The 25478-nt window shown below is 44.5% G+C and carries 19 protein-coding genes; 8 read left to right on the forward strand and 11 right to left on the reverse strand.

Annotated features, from left to right (window positions below):
• Nucleotides 1-243 precede the first annotated feature (243 nt).
• From G5B11_RS05385 to G5B11_RS05395, 3 genes are read left to right on the forward strand one after another with little or no spacing between them, the layout of a single operon-like run.
• Entirely contained in the window at nucleotides 244-738 is a 495-nt protein-coding gene (locus tag G5B11_RS05385; protein ID WP_173727122.1) for an Lrp/AsnC family transcriptional regulator, read from the forward strand.
• Nucleotides 735-1925 carry a pyridoxal phosphate-dependent aminotransferase gene (locus G5B11_RS05390; protein WP_173727123.1) on the forward strand — a complete coding sequence of 397 codons (1191 nt, stop codon included), beginning with the start codon at nucleotides 735-737 and terminating at the stop codon, nucleotides 1923-1925. Before G5B11_RS05385 ends, G5B11_RS05390 begins: the two co-directional genes overlap by 4 nt.
• Nucleotides 1926-1957: 32 nt before the next feature.
• The gene (locus tag G5B11_RS05395; RefSeq protein WP_158421181.1) at nucleotides 1958-2224 is read left to right on the forward strand and encodes a hypothetical protein; all 267 of its coding nucleotides are present in this window, start codon (nucleotides 1958-1960) and stop codon (nucleotides 2222-2224) included.
• Between the two features lie 155 nt (nucleotides 2225-2379).
• Here G5B11_RS05395 and G5B11_RS05400 read toward each other — a convergent pair whose 3' ends face one another.
• Nucleotides 2380-9051, reverse strand: a complete 6672-nt coding sequence (locus tag G5B11_RS05400; RefSeq protein WP_173727124.1) for an Ig-like domain-containing protein — start codon at nucleotides 9049-9051, stop codon at nucleotides 2380-2382.
• 15 nt (nucleotides 9052-9066) lie between these two features.
• Nucleotides 9067-9246: a hypothetical protein gene (locus G5B11_RS05405; protein ID WP_173727125.1), complete on the reverse strand. Its 180-nt coding sequence runs from the start codon at nucleotides 9244-9246 to the stop codon at nucleotides 9067-9069.
• 237 nt (nucleotides 9247-9483) lie between these two features.
• On the opposite strand from G5B11_RS05405, the gene G5B11_RS05410 reads away from it, so the two are divergent.
• Together G5B11_RS05410 and G5B11_RS05415 are read left to right on the forward strand one after the other, a co-directional pair.
• Nucleotides 9484-10230 carry a LytR/AlgR family response regulator transcription factor gene (locus G5B11_RS05410; RefSeq protein ID WP_173727126.1) on the forward strand — a complete coding sequence of 249 codons (747 nt, stop codon included), beginning with the start codon at nucleotides 9484-9486 and terminating at the stop codon, nucleotides 10228-10230.
• On the forward strand, nucleotides 10227-11570 hold the full coding sequence (locus G5B11_RS05415) for an ATP-binding protein (protein ID WP_173727127.1): 1344 nt from the start codon (nucleotides 10227-10229) through the stop codon (nucleotides 11568-11570). The genes G5B11_RS05410 and G5B11_RS05415 overlap by 4 nt, the downstream gene beginning before the upstream one ends.
• On the opposite strand, the gene G5B11_RS05420 is transcribed toward G5B11_RS05415, so the two are convergent.
• The 6 genes from G5B11_RS05420 to G5B11_RS05445 form a co-directional block, all read right to left on the reverse strand.
• A complete protein-coding gene (locus G5B11_RS05420) occupies nucleotides 11564-12520 on the reverse strand; it encodes a D-2-hydroxyacid dehydrogenase (RefSeq protein ID WP_173727128.1) in 957 nt (318 codons plus the stop codon). The genes G5B11_RS05415 and G5B11_RS05420 overlap by 7 nt on opposite strands.
• 94 nt (nucleotides 12521-12614) lie before the next feature.
• The gene (locus G5B11_RS05425; RefSeq protein ID WP_158421186.1) at nucleotides 12615-13208 is read right to left on the reverse strand and encodes a hypothetical protein; all 594 of its coding nucleotides are present in this window, start codon (nucleotides 13206-13208) and stop codon (nucleotides 12615-12617) included.
• Nucleotides 13209-13401: 193 nt separating this feature from the next.
• The gene (locus tag G5B11_RS05430; protein ID WP_173727129.1) at nucleotides 13402-14772 is read right to left on the reverse strand and encodes a UDP-N-acetylmuramoyl-tripeptide--D-alanyl-D-alanine ligase; all 1371 of its coding nucleotides are present in this window, start codon (nucleotides 14770-14772) and stop codon (nucleotides 13402-13404) included.
• A 5-nt stretch (nucleotides 14773-14777) separates the two neighbouring features.
• Entirely contained in the window at nucleotides 14778-15815 is a 1038-nt protein-coding gene (locus G5B11_RS05435; protein WP_158421210.1) for a D-alanine--D-alanine ligase family protein, read from the reverse strand.
• An 89-nt stretch (nucleotides 15816-15904) separates the two neighbouring features.
• The gene (locus tag G5B11_RS05440; protein WP_173727130.1) at nucleotides 15905-17305 is read right to left on the reverse strand and encodes a L,D-transpeptidase family protein; all 1401 of its coding nucleotides are present in this window, start codon (nucleotides 17303-17305) and stop codon (nucleotides 15905-15907) included.
• 53 nt (nucleotides 17306-17358) lie between these two features.
• The gene (locus G5B11_RS05445) at nucleotides 17359-18642 is read right to left on the reverse strand and encodes an aminotransferase (protein ID WP_173727131.1); all 1284 of its coding nucleotides are present in this window, start codon (nucleotides 18640-18642) and stop codon (nucleotides 17359-17361) included.
• A 652-nt stretch (nucleotides 18643-19294) separates the two neighbouring features.
• On the opposite strand from G5B11_RS05445, the gene G5B11_RS05450 reads away from it, so the two are divergent.
• From G5B11_RS05450 to G5B11_RS05460, 3 genes are read left to right on the forward strand one after another with little or no spacing between them, the layout of a single operon-like run.
• Nucleotides 19295-20161 carry a class I SAM-dependent methyltransferase gene (locus G5B11_RS05450; RefSeq protein WP_173727132.1) on the forward strand — a complete coding sequence of 289 codons (867 nt, stop codon included), beginning with the start codon at nucleotides 19295-19297 and terminating at the stop codon, nucleotides 20159-20161.
• Nucleotides 20162-20198: 37 nt separating this feature from the next.
• Nucleotides 20199-21062: a YitT family protein gene (locus G5B11_RS05455; protein WP_158421191.1), complete on the forward strand. Its 864-nt coding sequence runs from the start codon at nucleotides 20199-20201 to the stop codon at nucleotides 21060-21062.
• A 47-nt stretch (nucleotides 21063-21109) separates the two neighbouring features.
• Nucleotides 21110-22438 carry a phosphodiester glycosidase family protein gene (locus G5B11_RS05460; RefSeq protein ID WP_173727133.1) on the forward strand — a complete coding sequence of 443 codons (1329 nt, stop codon included), beginning with the start codon at nucleotides 21110-21112 and terminating at the stop codon, nucleotides 22436-22438.
• Nucleotides 22439-22617: 179 nt separating this feature from the next.
• Here G5B11_RS05460 and G5B11_RS05465 read toward each other — a convergent pair whose 3' ends face one another.
• The 3 genes from G5B11_RS05465 to G5B11_RS05475 form a co-directional block, all read right to left on the reverse strand.
• On the reverse strand, nucleotides 22618-23991 hold the full coding sequence (locus tag G5B11_RS05465; RefSeq protein WP_173727134.1) for a radical SAM protein: 1374 nt from the start codon (nucleotides 23989-23991) through the stop codon (nucleotides 22618-22620).
• Between the two features lie 45 nt (nucleotides 23992-24036).
• Nucleotides 24037-24606 (reverse strand): HdeD family acid-resistance protein, encoded by a 570-nt coding sequence (locus G5B11_RS05470; protein WP_173727135.1) that lies wholly within the window; start codon nucleotides 24604-24606, stop codon nucleotides 24037-24039.
• Between the two features lie 212 nt (nucleotides 24607-24818).
• Nucleotides 24819-25352 carry a TetR-like C-terminal domain-containing protein gene (locus G5B11_RS05475; RefSeq protein WP_173727136.1) on the reverse strand — a complete coding sequence of 178 codons (534 nt, stop codon included), beginning with the start codon at nucleotides 25350-25352 and terminating at the stop codon, nucleotides 24819-24821.
• Nucleotides 25353-25478 lie beyond the last annotated feature (126 nt).

Below are 25478 nucleotides of genomic sequence, written 5' to 3' on the forward strand. Positions count from 1 at the left end.
CGAGAGATTTTGCTTAAAAATCTCTCGTAAAAACAACAAAATTTAAAGTGCTGTGAAATTTACTTTTGCACTGGAATTTACTTTTTCAAGTCACAAGAGTAAGATGTTACCAAGGCAATGCCGTAAAATAATAAATAATCATTAACCAATTTATTTTTATGTTGAAACCACTGAAAAAGAGTGATACCCTAATGATTAACGCAAGAATAACCTTATTTGGCGATTTTAGCAGGAGGAACAAAAATGGAGAACCATACCAGAGAACAGCTTCTTAAATTATTAGAAAATAACAGCCGGCTGACCAATGCAGAACTGGCAATCATGCTTGACGTCACACAGGAGCAGATCCATGATGAGATCGCATCCCTTGAAAAAAAGCATATTATCTGTGGTTATCATACACTGATCAACTGGGATAAAGTAAATGACAACGATGTTACAGCTCTTGTAGAGCTTCATGTCACCCCGCAGGGAGGCAATGGCTATCAGCAGCTGGCAGACCGGATCAAACAGTATCCGCAGGTACTTTCTCTTTATCTGATGTCCGGAGCCTACGATTTCCTTGTTATGATAAAAGGAAAAACCCTGAAGGAGATTTCCCTGTTTGTTTCCGGTAAGCTTGCCTCTATTGATGAGGTACAAAGCACAGCCACCCATTTCGCCCTTACCAAATATAAAGAACTGGGCGTTGACTTTAACAGTAAAAAATCTGATGAAAGAATGATAATGACACCATGAATGAATTTCTATCTGAAAAGGTAAAGGCTTTAAAGCCATCTGGAATACGTAAATTTTTTGATATAGTAAAGGAGATCCCTGGAGCCATCTCCCTTGGTGTTGGAGAACCGGATTTTGAAACTCCATATCACATCCGTGAGGCCGGGATCCAGGCATTGCAGGCCGGCAAGACCTTCTATACTTCTAACAGCGGCCTGATGGAGCTTCGTAAAGCAGTTTCTGACTTTACCAAACGACGTACAGGACTTACCTATGATCCTGCATCTGAGATCATGCTTACTGTAGGCGGCAGCGAAGCTATCGACGTAGCTCTCCGTACCATTATTAATCCAGGGGATGAAGTGATTTATATTCAGCCCAGCTACGTTTCTTATCTGCCCTGTATCCTTCTGGCGGATGGTGTTCCGGTTCCAATTGAATTAAAAGCCGAAAATCGTTTCCGCCTTACCCGTGAGGAACTGGAGGCAGCCATCACTCCCAAGACCAAGGCATTGATCCTTTCTTTCCCCAATAACCCTACAGGAGCCATTATGGAAAAAGAGGATCTGGAGGCTATTGTGGATGTGATCAAAGAGCATCACATTCTGGTGATCTCAGACGAGATCTACAGCGAACTTACCTATGGAAAGGAGCATGTATCCATTGCATCCCTTCCCGGCATGAAGGAGTATTCCATTGTGATCAATGGTTTTTCCAAAGGCTTTGCCATGACCGGCTGGCGTCTGGGCTATGCTCTGGGCAATAAGGAGATCCTGAAGCAAATGATCAAGATCCATCAGTATGCCATCATGTGTGCTCCTACCGTAAGCCAGTATGCTGCAATTGAAGCCATGTACAACGGCGATCAGGATGTTGTTTACATGCGGGAATCCTACAACCAGAGACGTCGTTTCCTCTATCATGAGCTGCAGCGTCTTGGGCTCCCCTGTTTCCTTCCGGAGGGAGCTTTCTATATGTTCCCGGATATCCGGGAATTTGGCATGACCAGTGAGGATTTTGCCCTTGACCTTCTGAAGGAAGAAAAGGTAGCCGTTGTTCCAGGCAGCGCTTTCGGCGATTGCGGTGAAGGTTTTATCCGTATTTCTTATGCTTATTCCATTGAGGAGCTGAAAGAAGCTCTTCTCCGCATTGAACGATATCTGAATCGAAAACGCAGCCAGAAGACAGAATCCCAAAAGCAAGTATAGCCCTGGGGCAGATCTGACGGGGAGGTAAATATATGTTCCGTTTATGGGGGAAAATTTGGAAAGACAACCATATGCTTAAAGACGAAGTGGTATGTGATGACCGTGAAGACACCCGCACACACAAGGTTTTCCACTGTCTTGAACAGCTTTGTTATGATATGGATCTTGGCAATCCCATCTGGCTGGATACTACGGTCCGCCATTTCCAGAAGCATGATAAAGCGCGTTTTTACCAGGATAATTTTATTGAACAAATTGATTTTGACTACCTGGAGATCCAAGTAATTGAAGAAGATTAAATGAATGGAACTCATGATACAAGCCGCATATAACATCATCTTATTTTACTGAATCCAGAAAAAAACGGAGAAGCCCCCACATTCCCGGGAACTTCTCCGTTTTGTCATTATCTTGCCATCTTTGCGTTGTAAGCTTTATTTATAGCACGCTTCTGTTACTTCACACGTACCTTTTTCGGTGAGGAATACGCTCCGTATACCTTACCGCTCTTTGTGCTGATATATGCACGCACTTTCACATAATAGGTTTTCTTGCTGGTAAGCCTCTTAGCAGTTGCTTTTGTAACTGTACCTTTCTTTACAGTAGCAGCCAGCTTATAGCCGCTTCCCTTTCTTTTTGAAACATAAACCTCATATCCATTGACTCTGGAAATTCTGCCATATTTCACAGTCAGAGATCGTTTGCCGCCTGTTACTCTGGAGATGGCTGCCTTCTTCGGTGCCAGTGTACTTTCGATCACTGCTGCCGGGCCTTTGGCGCTTAAGCTGCCCTGGATAAAGAATGGAATCACCTTGTATCTGTACTTGGTGCCATACTTCAGTTTCTTATCTTTATCCGTATACCGTGTGTTGGTACCGCCGTTTAAGGTTGCACGCAGCACATATTTCTTTTTCGCTTTTTCATAGCGATATACATAGTATCCGGTTGCACCAGACTGCTGATTCCAGCCAATGGTCAGTTTCTTCTGGGTAGCACTAACCGTTTTGCCTCCGGTTACTTTCTTAAGGTTAGGCTTCACAATGTAGAATTCCACTGTTGCGGATCCTGCAAAGCTTCCAAGACCGCTGATCACTGCAGTTGCCTTTCCAACATTGATATTGCTGGAATAGAATACTGTATAATCCACACCTGCAGTAAGTGTACGTCCCATATAAGTAATATTAAGGGCAGGTGTTACAGCACTTCCTGTGTAATACTGATTGGGAACTGCCGCAATCTGTGCATAGCCAATGGATGTGGTTCCTGATGCCCTTACCACCCGGAATCCATATTTTGCATAACTGCTGTCAGAGGTAAGTCTTACCTTAATGGTGCTTCCAGAAACCGTAACTGTCCGGTTTCGAAGCTCTGTACCTGTATAAGTACCAACCTTCTTTCCTGTGCCATCCATGATGTAAATGTAATCGAAATCATCCTCTGTCTCGGTATCCGAACTGAAGGTAATGGACACGGAACCAGCACCATCTACATGATAGCTCCAGGTTCTGTCTTCATTGTTTGCATATGGATGATCTGACTGAAACTGGCTAAGATCTGTTACATTCACCATGTTATCTTCCGGAGCTACAACAGTTACCTGGCAAGAAGCAGAAAGACCGCTTTCTGTAGCTGCAGTGATCACTGCAGTTCCTGGATCTCGTCCATAGACCTCACCATCACCATATACGTCAGCCACATCATAATTGCTGGATGTGAAAGTAACACGGTCCGTTGCATCTGACGGATAAATATCATAACTCAGATAATAGCTTTGTCCATCTCTTATGGTAATATTCTGAGTATTCAGGGTAATCCTTTCAGCAGGTACATAAACCGTTACATTGCAATATGCATGGAAGGTATCTCCTATACTTGCCTCGATCAGTGTTGTTCCTGAAGATATTGCTTTAACAGAAGCAATGCTGTTGTTTTCTCCTGATGTAACCAGTTCTGCCACATCTGTATCATAAATGGTCCAGTCAACTCCCTGCTTTTCTGTTGTATCAAAGGGCAGGAAATTCACACTTAAAACAGCTGAATCATTTTTCTTAAGTTTTAATGCACTTTCACTGATCTGGATACCGGTAAGCGGATTCGTCACTCTTACCTTGCAAGTTCCTTTCACATCGCTCTTTGTGCTGACTGTGATCTCTGCATCTCCCACTGCATTAGCAGTTACTTTTCCATTTTCATCTACAGATACGATCTCCGGATGATCAGAAGTATAAGTAAGGGCTTCTGTTGCATTGGAAGGAGTAAGCAGTACTTCTACCGTGTCCTGCGCTCCCACACCATCCAGTTCCAGTGTTGGATAGATCATGCGGATATCTGTTACAGGAACATCCTTTACAGTTACACTACAAGTATCAGAATAAGCTCCGCAGGTCACTTTGATCTGTGCTGTTCCTGCTTTCAGGGCCTCTACTTCGCCTTTTTTACTTACACTGATGATATCTGTCTGCTCTGTTGTATATGTACATTTGTCACTTGCATCTGATGGAGTAACTGTTGCATTTAACTGCTCCACATCTCCAACAGAAAGTTCCAGTGTTTCCGGTAAGGATACACCAGTCGCCTTTTTCTCTTTCTTAAAGAGTGCAGTAACCTCCACATCCTTCTCAGGCATGATAAAGGTAGTGCTTGGGCTGTCTTCGTCTTCAAAAATTCCAGCATTTGCAGTCCAGTGGTCAAACACATAACCATTCTTTGCAGCTGCGATCACATCTATTTCTGTGTCTGAATCATAGTTCTTCTCATTTTCGCTTACAATGGTTCCGCCTTCACCAGCTGTGATCTTAAAGGAGCTTGTTGTAAGCAGACGCACATTTTCTGATGAATTACTGAGAAGAGAATATGCATCCTCTTCATTACGTCTTGGAGAATCTGTAGCCAGATACAGGTATGCTGCCTTGGAACCATCCATTGTGGTTCTTGGGAAATAAACAGTCCGTACTTCTCCCGGCTCCAGGGTTCCCATATTTTCCGTGTAAAGCACAGCACCGTCCTTAGCATCTGCCAGGATACGGAAGCCTACGTTTTTAGTTTCCAGACCGCTGTCGTTTACAATCTGCAGGACGATACATTCCTGATTATCCATCATTACATCATCCAGCTGCTCTACATAAAGCACACGATAGCCAAGTTCAAACTCTGCTGCATCCTGGCGTACCCCACTGCCAGCCGCAGACACTTCTATTCTGTAAGTTTCCGGCTCATCATCCACATTCAGTTCCGGAACAGGGTAATCGATCTGGATCTGTTTTTCTTCACCAGGCTGGATCACTACGTCTTTATGACCCTGACCAACTTCATAATCTTTCTCTGCACAAATGTAGGAAAGATCAATTCCCTCTGCTGCAAGATTTCCATTGTTCTTTACAGTGACCGTCATCGGCAGAGCCTGGTCAGAAGCAACATCGCTGTCCTCAAAATCTACTGACTGGATCTTCAGATCCACAGTTTCTTCTACTGTCTTTTCTTCCAGATCAGAATATTTTGTGGTGCCATTTTCGTCATATTCTGCTCTGTTGTAGGAAAGTACCAGCTTGCCATCCTCATTAAAGGCTCCTGAAAGGCCGGAAATAATACCTGCTCCAAGGTTTCCAAGACAATGTACCTTTCCAAAAGCACCCTTTTCCCAGATACATCCATAGACAGCCTTCTGATTCTGATCCTGATCAGATGAAGCAGTGGCAGTCCACAGGATATAGGTTTTTGTCTGGGAACTGATCACCTGGAAATCCTTTGTAAGATTTTCCGGAAGCTGTGCCGGGTCAAACACATAAGAAGCTTTGTCATTTACATTTGCTTTATAAGCAATATTCCCATCCTGATACCAGAACATATACTCTGTTCCATCAAGGCTTCCGGTAATGATGCCGGAGGCTGCACTTCCTTCCTCTGTACCAAGATTTCCTGTTTCACCTGTATTGATCTGAATATAGCCGCTCTGTCTTGTTTCATCTACATCTGCAAGGGCCTGTACGCCTTCACCAGAGGTAAAGGTATAGGTAACAACCGGGCCGGAGCCTGATGCAGCTACAGAGATCTGGGAAATATAACGGTTTGATCCAATATCTACAGACTGTACGCTTCCTTTATTACCATTTGCATTGATAGAAGTATAGTATACATAACCTGGCAGTGTAGTCTCAAGCGCCTTGTTTTCAGTATGATACCATGCCACATATGCAACACCGTCTTTCACTGCGATTCCAGGAATGGTATCTGTCACATTATTATCTGTAAGAGGATATGTACGGATCATATCAGAACCGCTGCCATAGTGGATCACAGCTACACAGATCTCAGATGCGTTTGCCATCTGATCTACCGTAGCGGAAGAATCGTCAAAGGCCTTCTTTGTATCCTGCCATGCCACATAGATCACTTTCTTTGCTTCGTCTACTGCAACTGCAGGTGCAAAGTCAGAAGTTCCGTCATCGTCAATAATGGTATATCCTGTTTCTCCTGCTTTCTGATATACCAGCTGGCTGCTGTTGCAGATCTGCTTTGATGGATCCTCATGGATCCAGAATTTATAATTGGTTCCGCCTGCATTTACAAAAATGGGATTGGAATCCGAGCCTGCAGTAATTCCGTTATCTGTCTCCACACCTTCCTCTGACGCCAGAAGGAAAGGCTGTGCATTCAGTTCATCGTAAATATTCTGATCCTGGCAATATACAGAACGATCCTTCCGGTTGCTGTCATATACAGTGACCGTAGCCTCTGCCAGCTTCAAACTCTTCTCAAACTTCCACACTGCAGCTTTCAGGCTGGCAGATGCTGTCAGCTCACAAAGCTGGGTAGACTTTACAAAGTCCGCTGTATACTTAACGGTTCCTCTTCCCTCTGCGCCAAAATTGACAATCCCCTTGGAACCTACGCCGCCTTCAATTGCTACAGAGATAGAAGGTGCAATGGTTCCGCTGGTCCATTTCGGCAAAAGTCCGTTCAGGTTCAATCCGTTCTGGTTTATAATACTTCCTCTGATCTCTGCTTCGATCTTTCCTTCTCCGCTTACTGAGATGTATGTAGGAACGATCCAGAAGAAATTGGTGGTATGGCTTCCAGAAACAGAACCGCATGCCCTGACGACTATATTGACTATTACCTTTCCGTTATCCAGATATCCTTCTCCATATCCGGCAACATTAAATGTAGTCTTAAAGCTTCCTATATTAAGCTTTGGCTGCTTCTTTCCAAGCTTAAAGTCCTTTGCCTTAGATTCCAGAAGTTCTTTGTTCAGCTTTTCCTTTTCCTTCTGGGTGCTAGGCATAAACTTCAGATTCAGACCAACGCTTACCTTTCCATTGTCATCGGTTTTCACTTCCAGATCCAGCAGATCATTCATACCGAATTTCAGGGCATTTCCCATGAACAAGGCTGCAAGGGAAGATTTTCCCACATTCCCCTCTCCCATGGTCATGAATTTCATCTTGGTAATACCCTTTGCCGAAACTACTGGTTTGGAAACCTTCAGTCCAAACTGGATCTCTTTGGAAGATTTACCATCCTTGGAAACGCATTTTACGTATCTTTTTGACTGGGAAGTAAGCTTCTCGATCACAGTGCCGTTTTTCTTTTCCAGTGTTTTGAATTCAAATACACCGGTTTTATTCTTGGCTACCACAGACTCGTCCTGCATCAGGAAATAGACACAGTCATCCATGTCGGACTCAACATTGATCTTAACGGTCTTTGTATTCTTGGCTTTTGCGATCTCAGCGCTTGAATCCTCCAGAAATGAAACCGTATCGATCAGAAGGTTCTTGTCTCCCATTGTAACGGACTCAATCTCCGGAGTGGTGTCATTCAGATTTTTCAGGGTAAAGACCATTGATTCTCCACCCTTAAGTTTCTTGCGGATCACCTTGGTGCGATACTGGTCTTTGGAAATGCTAATATCCACATCTCCGGCAATGCTTTTTATGTCATCAAAAAGAATCTTGCCGTTTTCATCTGTTTTTCCCTGAAGTGTCTGCCCATTCTGTCCTGTAAGAGCAACATCCACATCTTCCAGATATTCTTCTGTACCGGTATCCTTTACCTTGATCAGGAACTGGTTTTTCCCTACTGATTCATTACCTGAGCCTGCTGTAATGGAATTACCTACACTGATTCCATAATAGGTTGAAACTTCCATGGATTTGCCGGCAGCCAGTGTTTTAGGATCAAAGCGGATCGCTACTGCACTGTCTCCCAGACTGCTTCCCTCATATGGATCATAATCCCAGTATTCTCCACGGATGGATGACCAGTTGGTAAAATATACCACATCAGGTCTGCGCTCATTTCCTCTGTAAAGATATCCTGTAGCCAGTGTGGTGGGATCATCCAGACGGTCATATACCTGATAGGACTGAGGGATTGCTGCCCCTGTAAAAGTACGGATCGTGGTCTGGTTTCCTACTCCTGGAATCCTGAAAGGTGCATCGTCATTGTTAGCAAGCATGGTATCCAGCATAATACGGATACCTACATCTACTGCACTTCCGGATACATTGATGGCCTGGTAAGAAATCCTTACTGTATCTGCATAGCTGGCATTTCCGCTTTTTACCAGTTCCAGGGTCTGTATGATCTGTACACCGTTGTAGGTCATGCTGGCAATTACTTTATTGCCCACACTGTTTACTGTATCTGCCTCAAAAAAGCGTTCCTGATCTCCTACTTTGATCAGGGTTTCTGATGTATTTGGATTGGGATGTCCATACAGAAGCTTTCTGTTATTGTCAGAATCGTAGTTTGGATTTCCTTCACAGGTTCCCATGGTAAACTTGCCTTCGCTGTTTACTACTGCTTCCAGATAATTATTTCTCAGCCAGCCTTCAGTTCCTGAAGAATGAACCGCCGCAGTCTCCGGATTCACTCCCAGGTACTGTCTTACATAGGCCTTATAGACCTCATACAGATGGATGTTCTCTTCTTTTGAAAGACTGTCCACATCCACACCCTGACTTTCCAGATATTCTCTGAAAGACAGAAGCGCTTCCGGCTCTTCTGATCCTTCCTCACCGGAATCAGAGAACTCTTCTGCCTCTGTACTGCCATCCCCAAACAGGGAGTCTGTCTGTGCTGTATCGGATGCATCTGAAAAAACACTGTCTGTATCACCAGACATCTGTGGCGGGATCTCCTATGCGTCCAGCACCTGTTCCTCGTCCACATCCTCTACGGCTTCCTGTGCATCTGAAAATCCTTCAGCTCCCACCTCTGTCACAGCTTCTTCTGCTGCCAGCAGTGAAAGCGGCTGCCCTGCAACCATGGATACAGTCAGTAATGCACATAAAAACTGTTTCAACCTCTTTCTCTTCATCTTCTTTCCCTCGTTTCTGTACATTTTTTATTTCTGTACATTCTTTCACGAAAAATTATATCATGCAGTATAAATACAAACAACACATTTTCCTGTTTTTCATAAGCTTTTTCAAGCTTTGATATGCTTTTGATATGCTTTTAATCAGCTTTTCATTAGCTTTTCAAATTGTGAAAATACTGTTCATTCTCCCGAATTCATGTTATACTTTACCATAAACATAAGAGGTGACAGACAATGAACATAGCATTAATTGATGACATGCCCCAAGTACTTACCCATACCAGGAAGCTGATCCAGCAATTTGCTGATTCCAGCAATATAGATTTTTCCATCACCTGCTACTCCAGCAGTGAGGAACTGCTTGCAGATTTTACCCCACATAAATATTCCATACTTTTTATGGATATCTATATGGACGGACTGCCAGGCATTGAAGCTGCCCAGCAGATCCGCAGACAGGATGAAAGCTGCCTGATCGTTTTTCTGACAAGCAGCAGTGACCATCTGCCTCAAGCCTTCCACTGTCATGCTTTTGACTATCTCCAAAAGCCTGTCACGCAGAAGGATATTTCCCGTGTCCTTCAGGATGCCCTGCGTCTGATGCAGACAGATATCCAGTATCTGGAATTCACTCATAACCGCCAGACGGTTCGGATTCCCCATAGTGAGATCATCAGCATCCTTTCTGATGACCACCGTACCGTTGTTACAGACAATAAAGGCGGCCGTTATGATCCGCTGATCAGCTTTTCAAAGCTGACTGCTGATCTTGAAAATGAAAGCCGTTTCAGGCAGATTAACCGGGGGATACTTGTGAATATGGACTACATTTCCGGTTTTGACAGCAATCTGTGTATCCTTTCCAACGGCCAGAAGCTTCCTGTATCTACACGCAGACTTTCCAGGATCCGTCAGCAATGGGAGGATTATACGTTTGCCTCCATCCGTCACAAGATGGCAGAAAGGAGACTTCATTCATGACTTTACAGTATTTTTTCTCTGACGTTTGCACCTACCTTGCCATTATCCCTGCAGCCATTTTCTGCTTTCTTCCCACCAAGCAATATATGAAATGGTCATCCCGGTCCGTGATCCTTGCATTTTCACTTCTTTTCATCCTGATGGTGCCTGCTGGAGTCTGTTTGGGATTTTTCTTTCATTTGGATGACAATATCACAGTGGGGATTATGATCATCATATTTTTCATCGGTTACAACCGCCTTCTTACTACCCGTTTCAGCCAGAACCTGAATACGTTCTGCCTGTGCATAGCACTGATGGCATTTTGCAGCAATTTTGCCAGAGGCTTTGACGCCCTGCTCCATCCTGCTGCACCTGCAAACAGTTTCAGTCTGGAAGCCTGTCTTTTTCAATTCGGATGCAGTATTCTTCTGGTTCTGCTTCTTGGGTGGCCGGTTGCCCATTTTGGAAGCAGGCTGATCCATTTTCTGAAGGCAGATGCCCCCTGGTACGCCATGTCTCTTGTTTCCTGTACATTTTTTATTTTGAATATTTTCATCATTCCCCATAACTACCAGGTACTTTATTCGTATCGTGTATTTACTGTATTCTGGCAGATACTGGTTTGTATGATCTTTATGCTTTGTTTCATTTATTTTGTTTTCTATTTTGTAGCGCAGACAATTCTGACAAATGCAGAGAATTCCCGGAAGCTGCGGCTTATGAGCATGCAGGAATCCCTGTATCAGAGACAGCAGCGATACATAGAGCAGACAGCTGTGCTGCGCCATAATTTCCGTCAGACTGTAGTCACTCTCCAGGGTCTTTTAAATGAACAGGATTACGCTTCTCTTAGTTCTTATCTGGATGAATATATGAAAACCCTGCCTGTAAAGGAAACCAGTGATTTCTGCCAGAATTATGCCTTAAACTCCCTGCTGAATTACTATCAGCAGGCAGCACAGAATCAGCAGATCAAGACACACTGGAAAATCCAGCTTCCTTACAAAATCCCTGTGGGGGATGTGGATCTTTGCACTTTAGTGGGAAATCTTCTGGAAAATGTGATCAAAGGATGTAATACTGTGACAGACAGTCCTAAATACCATGATCTGTCCGTATCTGTAGAAAAGGAAAAGAATCTCTATATTGTTTCCACCAACAACTTTGACGGAAAAATAAACAAAAGAAACGGGCAGTATCTGCCCGTGTATAAACAGGGAGGAAGCGGGATCGGTCTGTCTTCCATCGAGACTATCGCTGAAAAATACCATGGCTTCGCCCGGTTCTCCCATATTGGTACTGAATTTTATATTGATGTGATGATCCCGCTATGGCAGGATCTGCCGCCGCTTCAATAAACCCGGTTTACAGTATCTCCCCTTTGGAAACGGCGTATATTTTGGACTACCTCCTCTACTACCCGGAAACGTGTTTCTTTTGCAGCCCAGGCAATATGAGGTGTGATCAGAAGCCTGGTGCTGTCCTGTATCTTCAGTAGCGGATTCTCCGGATCCATAGGCTCCCTGCAAAGTACATCCAGTGCAGCACCTGCGATCTCATCTGTGGTCAATGCTGTGTACAGATCCTGCTCATTTACCAGGGCTCCTCTTGCCACATTAATAAAGATGGCTGTATTCTTCATCTTTTTAAAAGCATCCAGCGTAAACAGATTTTCAGTATATGCATTTAATGGTGCATGGACAGAAATAAAGTCCGACTTTGCCAGCAGAGTATCAAAATCTGTCTGCTCATATCTGCTGTCATACTTATGTCCTGATGCTGAATAGCACAGCACCTTGCAGCCAAAGGCTTCTGCCAGCTGCGCCACTCTTCTGCCAATAGTGCCTAGTCCAACGATCCCCCAGGTTTTATCCTGCAGTTCACAGAAGCTTTTTCCGAAATGGGAAAAACAGCTTCCTCTTGCATATTCTCCAGATTTAACATACTGATCATAATAGGACAGCTTTTCCAAAATATAGAAAAGCAGTGCAAAGGTATGCTGTGCCACTCCGTTCGTAGAATACCCAGCCACATTGTAGGCAGCGATCCCTTTTGCTTTAAGATAATCCCCATCCAGGTTATTGATCCCTGTAGCAGTAAGGCATACCAGTTTCAGATTCTTTGCCTGTCCAATGGTTGCTTCACAGATAGGTACTTTATTGGCGATCACTACATCTGCATCCTGCACACGCTCAGGCGCCTGTTCACTGGTGCAAGAAGGATAGATCACCACTTCCCCAAACTCTTCAAAAGGAGTAAATACCATATCTTCTCCCAGACTGTCTGCTTCCAATATTACGATCTTCATGTTGTATCTCCTCTCTTCACTGAGACTCATTTGTTACCCACTGCTTATAAAGGCGGACGTAAGTGCACATCCCATGTATCCTAAATGTAACGATTCAGTCCATAAATTCCCGTATGATCTCACGCATGATCTCTTCCTCCTCCGGAGTAAGCATCTTGCTGAAATGACTGCCGGATGCAGCAGTCTGGCGGATGCTGGCTGTGATCTTGTCCACTACCTGCTCCTTCAGGATAGGATCTGCTTTCTCCTTCGTTGGGATCTCCTCCACCCAAGTACGCATCTGCTCAATATAGTCGGATAATGTGCCCATGACCAGGCTTTCCTTGTAAGAAAAGTCCAGTCCCCACCTTAAAAGCATCAGCACCACAGGTACTGCAGCTCCGATATACAAATAGATTAATGGCATGCCTTTTTCCAGGTCATAAGCAGTTGTCAGATAAAAAGCCAGTCCCAGGACCGCTGTTGATAACAGGGAACAATACCATACAAATCGATTCATCCGATGCAGCAGCCTGTCTCTTGTTTTCCATAAATTAAGCCACTTCTCTTTAAGATTTGATAAGCGGCCTGTTTTTCTGATTATTCTTCTGTAAGAAAGATTTGTGGCAAGCATACCTGCAGCGCCCAGGACTCCAAGTCCAGCCATACAATAAAGCAGCAGGTACAGATCCATGATTTTTTTTACCATAAGCTCCTCCTTATATCTTCTTGCTAAAGAAGATTATACCCCGAAACAGGAGCCTGCGGTACATAAATCGTTCGTCAAATTCTATACCTGCCTGACAAATTTCGCATCTGCAGCTTGCCGGAGGCTATATCAGTTGGGGAATTGACTCCCAGCTGATATCCTGCCAGCTGCTTGCCGGCAGGATCACTAAGTCTCAGACTTTCTGCAGTTTATTTACCAATTCTTCAAAATGCATAAAATGAGAAGCCTTTACAAGGATGGTGTCTCCTTCTTTTACATAGCTTCCAATCTTACTGAGCAAAGCCTCCCGATCCGGCTCATAGATCACATCCAGAGAAGGATTGTCCTGCTTTGCCTTCTGTGCCATATATCCGGAAAGGCTGCCGCAACAGATCAGAAGGTCGATCCCGCACTTTGCCGCATGGCTTCCCACACCTTCATGAAGGGCGATCTCATCCTCGCCCAGTTCACCCATATCTCCAAGGATTGCCACCTTCCTGCCATCGGCATCCTTTAATACATCCAGTGATGCTTTCATAGACATAGGATTGGCATTATAACAGTCGTCTACGATCAGATATTTCTCTGTGTCGATCATATGGAATCTGCCACTGATCGATTCATAGCTTTCAATGCCCTGACAGATCTGAGGGATGGTCAGTCCATAAATCCTGCCTACAGCAGCTGCTGCCAGTGCATTATAGATCATGTGCTGTCCAGGCATAGGGATCTTTACCGGAAAGCTTTCTTCTCCCATATGGATCCTGCAGGACATCCCTTTCAGTCCCAGGCTTTTCACTTCATCTGCATAAACAGGCAGTCCCTGATCCATGCCGAAAAATACCGGTTTTATACCATGATATTCCTTCACTGTACACAGCTTGTCATCGTCCCCGTTCAGCACAATATGCCCATCCGGGTTCACATACTGGAAAATCTCTGTTTTTGCCTTTAATACTCCGTCCCGGTCTCCCAGAAACTCCAGATGACAGGTACCAATATTGGTGATCACGCAGGTATCCGGTCTGGCGATCTTTGCAAGACGGGTCATTTCCCCAAAATCGCTGATCCCCATTTCAAGAACTGCGATCTGATCGTCTTCCCGCAGCCGGAATACAGTAAGGGGAAGTCCCAGTTCATTATTAAAGTTCCCCTGGGTTTTCAGGGTTTTATATTTTTCCTTCAGAACAGAAGCGATCATTTCCTTGGTACTTGTCTTGCCTACACTGCCGGTGATTCCCACTACCGGTATCCCCAGCTGCTTAAGATAAAATTCTGCAATATCCTTCACTGCCTGAAGAGAAGACTGCACCTGGATGTAAGGATACTGAGCTCCTTCCAGTGGTCTTTCTGATAATGTGGCAAGAGCACCCTTTTCCATAACCTGTGGGATAAACGTGTGTCCATCCACCCGCTCACCTGCTATGGGTACAAACAGACCTTCCGGCTGTATCTGCCTGCTGTCTGTGGTAATAGAGGAAACCTGTATGTCTTTTTTATTTTCAGGCCCATGATAAACACCTCCACAGGCCTTTGCAATATTTGCTAATGTAAGATTCTTCATAAACTTTACCTGTATTTCTTCATGGAGCAACGGATCAGTTCCTCACAAAGCTGTGGATAATCCATGCCCAGAACCTTGGCTTCCTGAGGGATCAGGCTGGTAGGAGTCATCCCCGGAAGTGTATTTGCCTCCAAACAGTACATATCCCCGTTTTCCTTCATAAGAAAATCCAGTCTGCTGTAAGCTTCCAGCTTCAAAGCCTTTGCCGCCTTTACAGCCAGATCCTGCATCTTGTCTGTCAACTCCTGCGAAATATGTGCCGGACAGGTTTCTACGGTAGATCCAGCCTGATATTTATTCTTGTAATCATAAAAGCCCTGGATCGGTGCGATCTCAATAATTGGATACGCCTTTCCGTCTACTACGGATACAGAAAACTCCCGCCCCTTTATGTACTCCTCTACAACTGCTTCGTTTCCGTAAATACTTACTTCTTTTAAAGCTTCTTCATACTCTTTCTGGTCATTTACAATGTAAACGCCTACACTGGAACCACCGCAGCTGGTCTTAACAACCACAGGGAACTCCAGTCCAAGAACTGACAGATCTGTATCAAAGCCATTTTCTCCTGTCAGGGTAGCCCCCTTAGGAGTGGGCACATGATTTGCCAGGAAAAATTCCTTTGTCATACATTTGTCCATGGCAATGGCGCTGCTCAGATAACCGGTTCCTGTATATTTGATCCCCATCAGATCAAAAGCCGCCTGTACTTTACCATCTTCCCCGTTAGCCCCGTGAAGTCCCAGAAATGCAATATCAGCTGCTTGACACAATTCCAGTACATTTGGTCCAAAGAAACTGCGTCTTTCGGCTTTCATGGTTTCAATCTGAGGATTAAAGCTCTTCATATATTCTACAGCCTGGTCAACATCGTATTCCTCAGGGAAAGGATCTGCCCAGTCCACATTCTCTGTACCACAAAAAATATCCACCAGAACTGCCTGGTGTCCTTTCTGTCTCAGTGCTTTGCAGATGCCTGTACCTGACATAATGGAAATATCCCGTTCTGTACTGGTTCCGCCTGCCAAAACAACGATCTTCATAATAAGATTCATCTCCTTATATTCATTTCCTTATATTTAATTTCTTATAACCTAATTCCGTATATCCAATTTCTTATATTCATTTTCTTCTATTGATATACCACTACCGGCATGCCGATCTCCACATTGCTGTAAAGAGCTGCTGCCTGGTCATAAGGTAAATTTACACATCCATGAGACCCTTCCAGCTGATAAAGATTACCGCCAAATTCAGTTCTCCATACAGCATCGTGGATCCCTACATTTCCAGAGAAAGGCATCCAGTAAGTGACCTCTGCTGCATAATCCTCTCCTGTGAGTACAGAAGGAGACTTTTTGTTTGCCAGTGCAAAGCATCCGGTAGGTGTAGCACAGCCATCTATATTTGGATTTCCTGTTACTACAGGAGTATCTATGATCGGTTTCCCGTCTTTATAAAATACAAGTCTTTGATTAGTCAGGTCGATCTCCACATAAGTGTAGCCGATATCATTGGCTGCACGGCTCCATCCGGAGTAAGCATAAACCGGCTGCCGCACCTGGGTTTCCCCGCTTTCTACTGCTGCGATCAATGCCTTAGTCTCCGCCTGCTGGTCAATGGCCCATCCATAATCTCCGCCTTCTATTGTAATTTCCCTGTTATCATATGTGAGGAAAGTACGTGTCTTTCCAAATGTATCATATTTGTATCCTAACGCATCCACATATTTTGCTACCAGTGTTTCGTCAAGATACACATCTCCGTTCTGATCTATATTAAACCAATCAGCAATCACGCTTCTGTCTACTGTTTCTGTCCTGTCTGCAAAATCATAGGTAATGATCACATCTGACAGTTGATTCATCTGCTCACAATTACGGATCAGCTGCTCATCTGTGCTATATACTGCCGGCTTCAGATAACAGGCTTCATCCTCCAGATTCACCTGGTTCTGTCCTGTTACCATTGCATTGGCGATCACCTGCTTTACCTTCAAAGGATCCAGGGCATTCCCTGCCACCTCAGACACGATTTCAAACTTCTCCCCTGTATCCCTGATCTGGGCATCCACAGGCTGGACCACTTTGTCCGGATCCATGCACTTCAGATTGTCTATGGCCTTTGTCATCTTCCCTTCGTCATAGGAAATGTCTTCAGCTACATCATACACCTGATCCTGTCCAAAAGCCAGGAACCATTTATAACGATTCTGATCTTTGATCAGCTTCTGTACACTTCCAGAAGACTGATAGGAAAGTCCCACGTCCTCTGCTGTGATCCCTTCCTGTCCATTATTCTTCGTACCGATCGCCAGTGCATATGCATGCACTCTTTCTCCAAGAAGGCTCTCTGCCTCCCCTGCTGTCATATAAGAACAATTAAATCCATTTACTGTGGATCCAGGCAGAAAATGGCTGCTGAAATAATATACTCCATAAGCATATGCTCCTACAGTACACAGGAGGAGAATCACGATCAAAACTATCACTATCTTCTTTCCTGCTCCCATTTTCCTGTTTTCTTCTGCCATAAACTGCCTCCGATCCAGTCACAGGGGTCTGTGGCTTTACAGGCCCGCTGTTCTTACATTGCTAATAGTTTTTCCACACTTGTGAGTTTTACACATAAAACAAATACCTGTGCTGCTTTTTCCAGATCTTCCAGTGTAGGGAAGGACGGTGCAATACGGATATTGGAATCTTTCGGATCCTTTCCATATGGATAGGTTGCACCGGCTCCGGTAAGCACAACGCCTGCTTCTTTTGCTTTTGCTACGATTGCCTTTGCACAGCCATCCAGTGAATCAAAGGAAATAAAGTAACCGCCGTGGGGGCTGGTCCACTGACCAATACCAAGACCTCCCAGTTCTTTTTCCAGAGTATCCAGTACCAGTTCAAACTTAGGACGAAGCAGGGCTGCATGCTTTCTCATGTGTGCACGAAGTCCGTCCAGATCCTTAAAGAATTTTACATGACGCAGCTGGTTCAGCTTGTCATGACCAATGGTCTGTATCTGCATATAAGTGCGGAAATCATCCAGGTTAGCCTTAGAAGCTGCTACTGCTGCAATACCTGATCCAGGGAAGCTTACCTTGGATGTGGATGTAAACTTGTAGACCAGATCTGGATTGCCTGCTTTTGCACATTCAGCCAGGATCTCTACCAGGAAATCCTGATTGTCATCATACAGATGGTGGATGCTGTATGCATTATCCCAGTAAATACGGAAATCCGGTGCTGCCGGTTTCAGTCTGGCGAAACGCTCAACTGTCTCCTTTGAATAGGTATATCCCTGTGGGTTAGAGTATTTAGGTACACACCAGATCCCTTTAATTGATGCATCCTTGCTTACCAGCTCCTCTACCATATCCATATCCGGTCCCTGTGGTGTCATAGGAACATTGATCATCTGGATTCCGAAAAACTCTGTGATCTTGAAATGACGGTCATATCCTGGAACAGGACAGAGGAATTTTACTTCATCCAGCTTGCACCATGGTGTATTCCCCATAACACCGTGTGTCATAGAACGTGCAATACTGTCAAACATAACATTCAGGCTTGAGTTACCGTAGATAATGATGTGATCCGGATCCACCTCAGACATTTCTCCAAGAAGTCTTTTGGCTTCCGGAATACCGTCGATCACCCCGTAGTTCCTGCAGTCAACCCCTGTCTCGCATTTCAGGTCATCACCGCTGCCAAGAACATCCATCATTTCCATAGAAAGATCAAGCTGTGCAGCACTTGGCTTTCCTCTGGACATATCAAGGGCAAGTCCCTGTGCCTTTACCTCTGCAAACTGAGCGTCCAGTTCTTTTTTCAGTGCCTGCAGTTCTTCCTTGTTCATTTCGGTATATTTCTTCATAATTTCCTCCTCTTGCCTGTATTTCAAGGGATTTTACCACTCCCTCAAGAATGCCTCGGCATTCTTGCTGCGAGGTGCGCGTCATGCAATTGCATGACATACTTCTCCTGCGCACCTCTGCAATCCTGCCGGAGGCTATATCTGTTACATTTTAGTATGCTAAATTATTGGTTGTCAAGCCTTTTCCCCATACAATATTTATATGGGGTATGCACTTTTTTCGTATATTCCAACCATATTTACCACCGGACCGTCAGATACAGTAAAATAAACATTGGCAAATTAATCATATCGTATCGTCAGTTGCATGACAGAAAAGATCTTGGTTATATATCATGCGAGGCTTTCGTAGATTTCGACTGGGCTAATTTCTCTGTTATTTGCCGTGTCTGAGCACTGTAAGTGCGAGTTTGGCAAATGACAGAGATAATAAATGCCCGGGAGAAATCCGAAAATGAAGCCCTGATATATAAACATATCTTTTCTGTACAATGCAACCTATACAAATACAGTATAATCAAATTTGTCAATGATTATTTTACTGTATCCCTTCCCTCTTTTTGCCTTGCACAACCTTCCCTTTTCCACTATACTGTCCTTATAAGGCACACCTGCCATCAAAGGAAATTCAAAAAGAACGAGGTTTTATTTCATGTGGATTGCAGATAACTGGAAAGAATATCAGGTAATAGACACTTCCCGTGGGGAAAAGCTGGAAAAATGGGGGGACTACCTTCTGATCCGTCCGGATCCTCAGGTGATCTGGGACACCCCACGCACAGACAAAGGCTGGAAAAGGCCTAATGCACACTATCACAGAAGCTCCAGAGGCGGTGGAGAATGGGAATTTTTTGATCTGCCGCAGCAATGGGACATTCATTATAAGGAGCTGACCTTCCATCTGAAGCCATTCAGCTTCAAGCACACCGGTCTTTTCCCGGAACAGGCTGCCAACTGGGACTGGTTTGGGGACAAGATCCGTAATGCAGGTCGTCCCATCAAGGTGCTGAATCTTTTCGCCTACACAGGAGGTGCTACCCTTGCAGCAGCTGCTGCAGGAGCCAGTGTGACCCACGTAGACGCATCCAAAGGTATGGTTACCTGGGCCAAAGAAAATGCTGTGGCCTCAGGTCTTGGAGACGCCCCCATCCGCTGGCTTGTAGATGACTGTGTAAAGTTTGTAGAGCGTGAGATCCGAAGGGGCAATCATTACGATGCCATTATCATGGATCCTCCCTCTTATGGCCGTGGTCCCAAAGGAGAAGTATGGAAGATCGAGGAAGCGATCCATCCCCTGATCAAGCTGTGTGCTTCCCTTCTTTCTGATCAGCCCCTTTTCTTCCTTGTTAATTCCTACACTACAGGGCTGGCACCGGCTGTACTTACTTATATGCTGTCTACAGAGCTTGGCAGGTTCAATGGCCATGTAGATTCCCAGGAGATCGGACTTCCTGTCAGAAATAACGGTCTGATCCTTCCCTGCGGAGCATCCGGACGGTGGGAGGCAGATTTCCATTAATAACATCTAATAACATCTGTAACAAGGAGAGAGTGTTATGGAACAATTGAATATCAAGCATGAATGTAAGCGCTATGGCTGTGCTGTACTTGCAGCTACTGTTTTTGCCATTAATATCAAAACCTTTGTAAGAGCAGGCGGTCTTTATCCAGGAGGCGTCAGTGGTCTTACCCTTTTGATCCAGAACATTTTTGCCCAGTTTTTAGGGCTTCAGATTCCTTACACTGTGATCAATATCCTGCTGAATAGTATTCCTGTTTACGTAGGCTTCCGCTTTATCGGCAAGAAGTTCACCATCAGCTCCTGTTGTGTGATCCTTCTTTCCAGTGTGCTTACAGACCTGATCCCTGCACAGCCTATCACCTATGATTCTCTACTGATCAGCATTTTCGGAGGGCTGATCAACGGCTTTTCCATCAGCCTTTGTCTGATCGGCAATACCAGCAGCGGCGGCACCGATTTCTTTGCCATTTATTTTTCCGAAAAAAGCGGCAAAGATATCTGGAATTATGTTTTCTGTGCCAATGCCTGCATCCTTGTGGCCGCAGGTATCCTGTTTGGCTGGGACCGTGCACTGTACTCCATTATTTTCCAGTTCACCTCCACCCAGACTATACAGATGCTTCATCAGCGTTACAAGAAGCATACGCTATTCATCGTTACCAGACATCCTGATCTGGTTTACCACGAGATTTCCCAGCTGACCCACCATTCTGCCACCCGTTTTGAGGGGAATGGCTGCTATACCGGTGAGGGGACCAGCCTGCTCTATTCCGTAGTATCCAGAGATGAAGCAAAGCTTCTTGTGAAAAAGGTACACGAAACAGATCCTTCTGCCTTTGTAAATCTGATCAAAACAGACTATATCAACGGACGTTTTTACCATAAAACAGATTATTGAGAAAAGCAGGACTTCTCCTGCTTTTCCATGCATTAAAGAGGATGATTATGATGAATGATGTATCAAGACCTGTACAGGCACAGCGATTTTGGAAATGGTTCCTGATCTGCCTGTCTGTTTTCTTTCTTGGCTTTACAGACACTGCCTCCGCACAGGCAGCTTCCTATGTAAAGGCTTCCAAAACCCAGGTAAAAACCACCTCCTCCACCAGAAGAGGCTGGGTAAAGCTTGGCAAGCATTATTATTTCTACAATACGAAGGGACGGCTGATGTATGGCCGTATCAAGTACAAGAGCAATTACTATTACAGCTATACCAACGGACGCCGTGCTTCTGGCTGGCTCAAAAAAGGAGGCCGGCGATATTACTGTTCTCCCAGTACAGGGATCATGTTCCGCAACCGCTGGGCTACCAGCAAAGGCAAGCGTTACTGTTTTGACAAAAATGGGGTTGCCATTGCAAAGAAATGGCTTACTTCCAAAGGCAGACGCTATTACTTCCTGGCAGACTCCACCATGGCAAAGGGCTGGCAGAAAATAGGCAATTTCTATTACTATTTTGATAAAGCCTCTGGCGTTATGGCCAGGAATCAATGGATTGATGATGCTTATGTTAACAACATCGGTCAAAGGATTGCTACCAGGGAGCCGCAGCCGGCCAAGACCTTAAGTTCCTCCCATTATACCTACACAAGCAGCACCCTGAAGATCGATCTTCGCAAAAAATCCATGCATGGGGTTTCTTACTGGGCTGCCAAAATACATATTTCCAGTCCTTCCCAGCTGCGTTCTGCATTATCCTATGGTACTTACGGAGGCACACGCCAGACCACATCCAGTGCTGTATCATCTAACGGCGGGATCATTGGTGTGAACGGCAGTGCTTTCAGCTACCAGACAGGGAAGCCTTCCCCACTGGGCATGTGCATCAAAAACGGTAAGATCTACGGAAATTACATGACCAGTTATAGTGTGATGGCAGTAAAAAAAGACGGAACCATTTATACCCCTGCCCAGGGACTGATGGGAAAAGACCTGCTGGCAGATGGGGTAAAGGATACCTACAACTTTGGCCCTGTGCTGATCAAAGATGGCAAAGTACAGCCAGCCTGGTCCGAAACAGCCAAATATTATCCAAGAACTGCCATTGGGATGATCTCTCCTTGTAACTACGTGCTTCTTGTTACAAATACCGGTTCCTATACAGGGCTGAATCACTGGGATATGGTTAATATCTTTCTGTCTTATGGCTGCACCTATGCCTACAATCTGGACGGAGGCGGCTCAGCCACTTTGTATTACAATGGAAATGTTATGAACAGCCTGATCAGCGATTACCAGCGTCCCTGTGCTGATTTCCTTTACTTTACAAAATAGAATCCCACGATATGCGAATAACGGGAAGGCTTGTAGAAGTGCAAAGCACGGAACAATCCGTGTAATCATGATGAAAATTCCGTTATCAAAAAACGGTGCATCTGTCAGATCCTTTCAAGGATCAATGACAGTGCACCGCTTTTATTTTATGTTTCTATCAGCTTGCTACTGCAAAAAAATCATTCTGCTGCTTTTGCTTTCTTTTCTTCCAGAGTCTTTGCCCACATCTGGTCTGCTCTTTCTTTCCAGCATGCTGCATACTGATCACACTTACCACACAGATGATCTGCTGTCTCCGGAGACTGCAGATCTGTGGACTTGGCTCCTGTCTCTTTTACAAGACGGCGAAGGATCTGCGGATTCTCAAGCATTGGGCATGGTCTGAGCATATTTTCATTAAATGGCTGATTATCATGATAAGCCTGGAAGATCGGGCTCTTCAGTGCATCCAGCAGGGATGTATCTTTGATGTTGCAGTTTGAATAATGAATAAATACACATGGTTCCACATCGCCATTTGCATTAATATGCAGATACTGTCTTCCTCCTGCAATACATCCGCCTACATACTCTGCATCATTCTGGAAATCCAGTGTGAAGATAGACTTTGTACCTCTGAATTTACGGATGCTGTGATACATTTTCTCACGCTGATCCGGTGTAAGAAGCAGCTCCGGTGAAGCATCGTTTCCTACCGGCATATAATGGAAGAACCATGCAAACAGAGCACCGCAATCGATCAGATGATCAAAATATTCTTCACTGCTTACACTGTCTACGTTTGCTCCTGTATAACAGGTGGATACACCAAAGGGAAGATGTCTTTCTTTCAAAAGCTTCATTGCATGCATAACCTTCTGATAGATACCCTCTCCACGACGCCCATCATTGGCTTCCTCAGAGCCTTCCAGGCTGAATGCAGGAACAAAGTTCTTTACTCTCAGGATCTCATCACAGAATTCCTCGTCAAATAATGTACCATTGGAGAAAGAAAGGAACTCACAATCCGGATGCATTTCACAGATCTTGATCAGATCTTTCTTACGCACGGTAGGCTCACCGCCTGTATAAATGTACATATAAGTACCAAGCTCTTTACCCTGTCTTACAATAGAATCAATGGTCTCAAGGCTCAGGTTCAGTTTATGTCCATACTCAGCAGCCCAGCATCCGGTACAGTGCAGATTGCAGGCACTGGTAGGATCCAGAAGGATCGCCCATGGTACATTACAGTTGTTCTCTGCTGCCACCTCATCCTGTCTTGCACTTCCTTTCAGGCTGGCATTGATGATAAAATTCTGGAAAAATACTTTTCTTACCTCAGGATCAAGATCATAAATACGCATGATCAGCTGATACCAGTTGCTGTCTTTATCTTTAATCGCATTACGGATGGCATTTCTCTGGCCTGCATACCAGTCATCTGGTGAGTACTTGTCAACCAGATCCATCAGCTTTGGAATATTGGTTTCAGGATCTTTCTCCAGATAGCTTAAGCCCTGCTTTACTGCGGCGCTGATAGCCGCCTGTTTTACCTTGTCTGTAATCTTCATAATTTCCTCCTTATAGATACATCTTTCTATATTGTATAAATTATTTTACTGATCATACCTGTCCCATTTGCCTTCGATCACTTTCACAGTGTATATGGCTACACCCAGATTTAAGGCACCTTCCAGCAGGAAGCTGATCCCTGTAAGAACCATGGTCATCTTCGCCCCTCCGTAAGGATCGATCAGCAGGATCATCCCGAAAATCCCAACCAGTATGGCTGCCAGCAGGATCCTCCACCAGAGACTTAAGCCAAAGCGTCTGGCATCAATGGACATCTGTATCCGTATCAGGGCATCCATAAGTACCATAAGCCCAAGCACTGCAAAGATCAGGTGCATAATACTTTCGCGCCTTACCAGGATCACGATCCCCACTGCTGCCATCAGTATGCCAAATGCAAAATCAAACTGAAATGCCAGACAGTAAACATCTTTTGAAAAATAGCCGATCATCTTGATGATCCCATCAGCAATAAACAAAAGACCTATGATGGTGCAAAAAATAACCGCAGAACATCCCGGTTTGCACACAAGAAACAATCCCATGGCACAAAAGATCAGGGAAATTGCTATGTAACCATTTCTGGCTATCTTCAGCATTTTCAGAGAATCCATTTCCTGCTCCTCCTTTCTTATATGGTGATGACATTGTCAAGCGGCATCATCCTTTCATTAAACTAAGTATACCTCAAAAAAAAGAAGATCAAAACAGACAAAAAACGGATTATGTCTAAAAATAAACATAATCCGTTCTTGTTGTTATACGATTTAACAAATGATGCCGGACTGTTAAAAGTCCCAGGCTATAATATAGAAAATAATGGCATTTACCACATACCATGTTCTTTTAAAATAGCATTCAATCTTCGTGCATACTCAACCAGGTCATATTTCATCCCCTGGTCCATCCAGTCCAGAAGCATCCCTACGATCACACATTTTTCGTAATGTATGAGAAGCTTCTTGTCGTTTTCAGGGATCTGTGCAAGATCACTGTCTTTCCCTGCATACTGGGTGATAATGTACTCTGCCAGATCACGAAGATATTTTGCCATGATCTCCTTATCTGCTGACCGATAGATATGAAGGATTGCTTTTTTGTTCTCTCCCAGACGCTCAGCTAGAAGCACAAGTCCTTCCATAAAACTGCCGATCTCCATCTGGCTGCTCATCACCCTGTCTGCTTCACGCTTCAGTGCGAAGTACATCACATCCGGAATGTCCCGAAAATGGTAGTAAAACGTATTTCTGTTGACTCCACAGCGTTCTACAATATCTTTTACTGTTATTTTCGCCAGCGGCTTCTCATTAAGCAGCTCTAAAAGTGTCTGAATGATAATCTCTTTTGTAAAACCCGCCATTATTCTTTCCTGCCTGTTCCAAACTTGTATGCTTCTGCAGTTCCACTACTTTGTCTTTTTGTATTGACTTATTATGCCATAAATCGCCAGCAAAAGCAACCTTTGCGCTGTGGAGAGAATGAGAAT

The sequence above is a fragment of the Blautia glucerasea genome, from assembly GCF_013304385.1.
GTDB classification, from domain to species: domain Bacteria; phylum Bacillota; class Clostridia; order Lachnospirales; family Lachnospiraceae; genus Blautia_A; species Blautia_A ammoniilytica.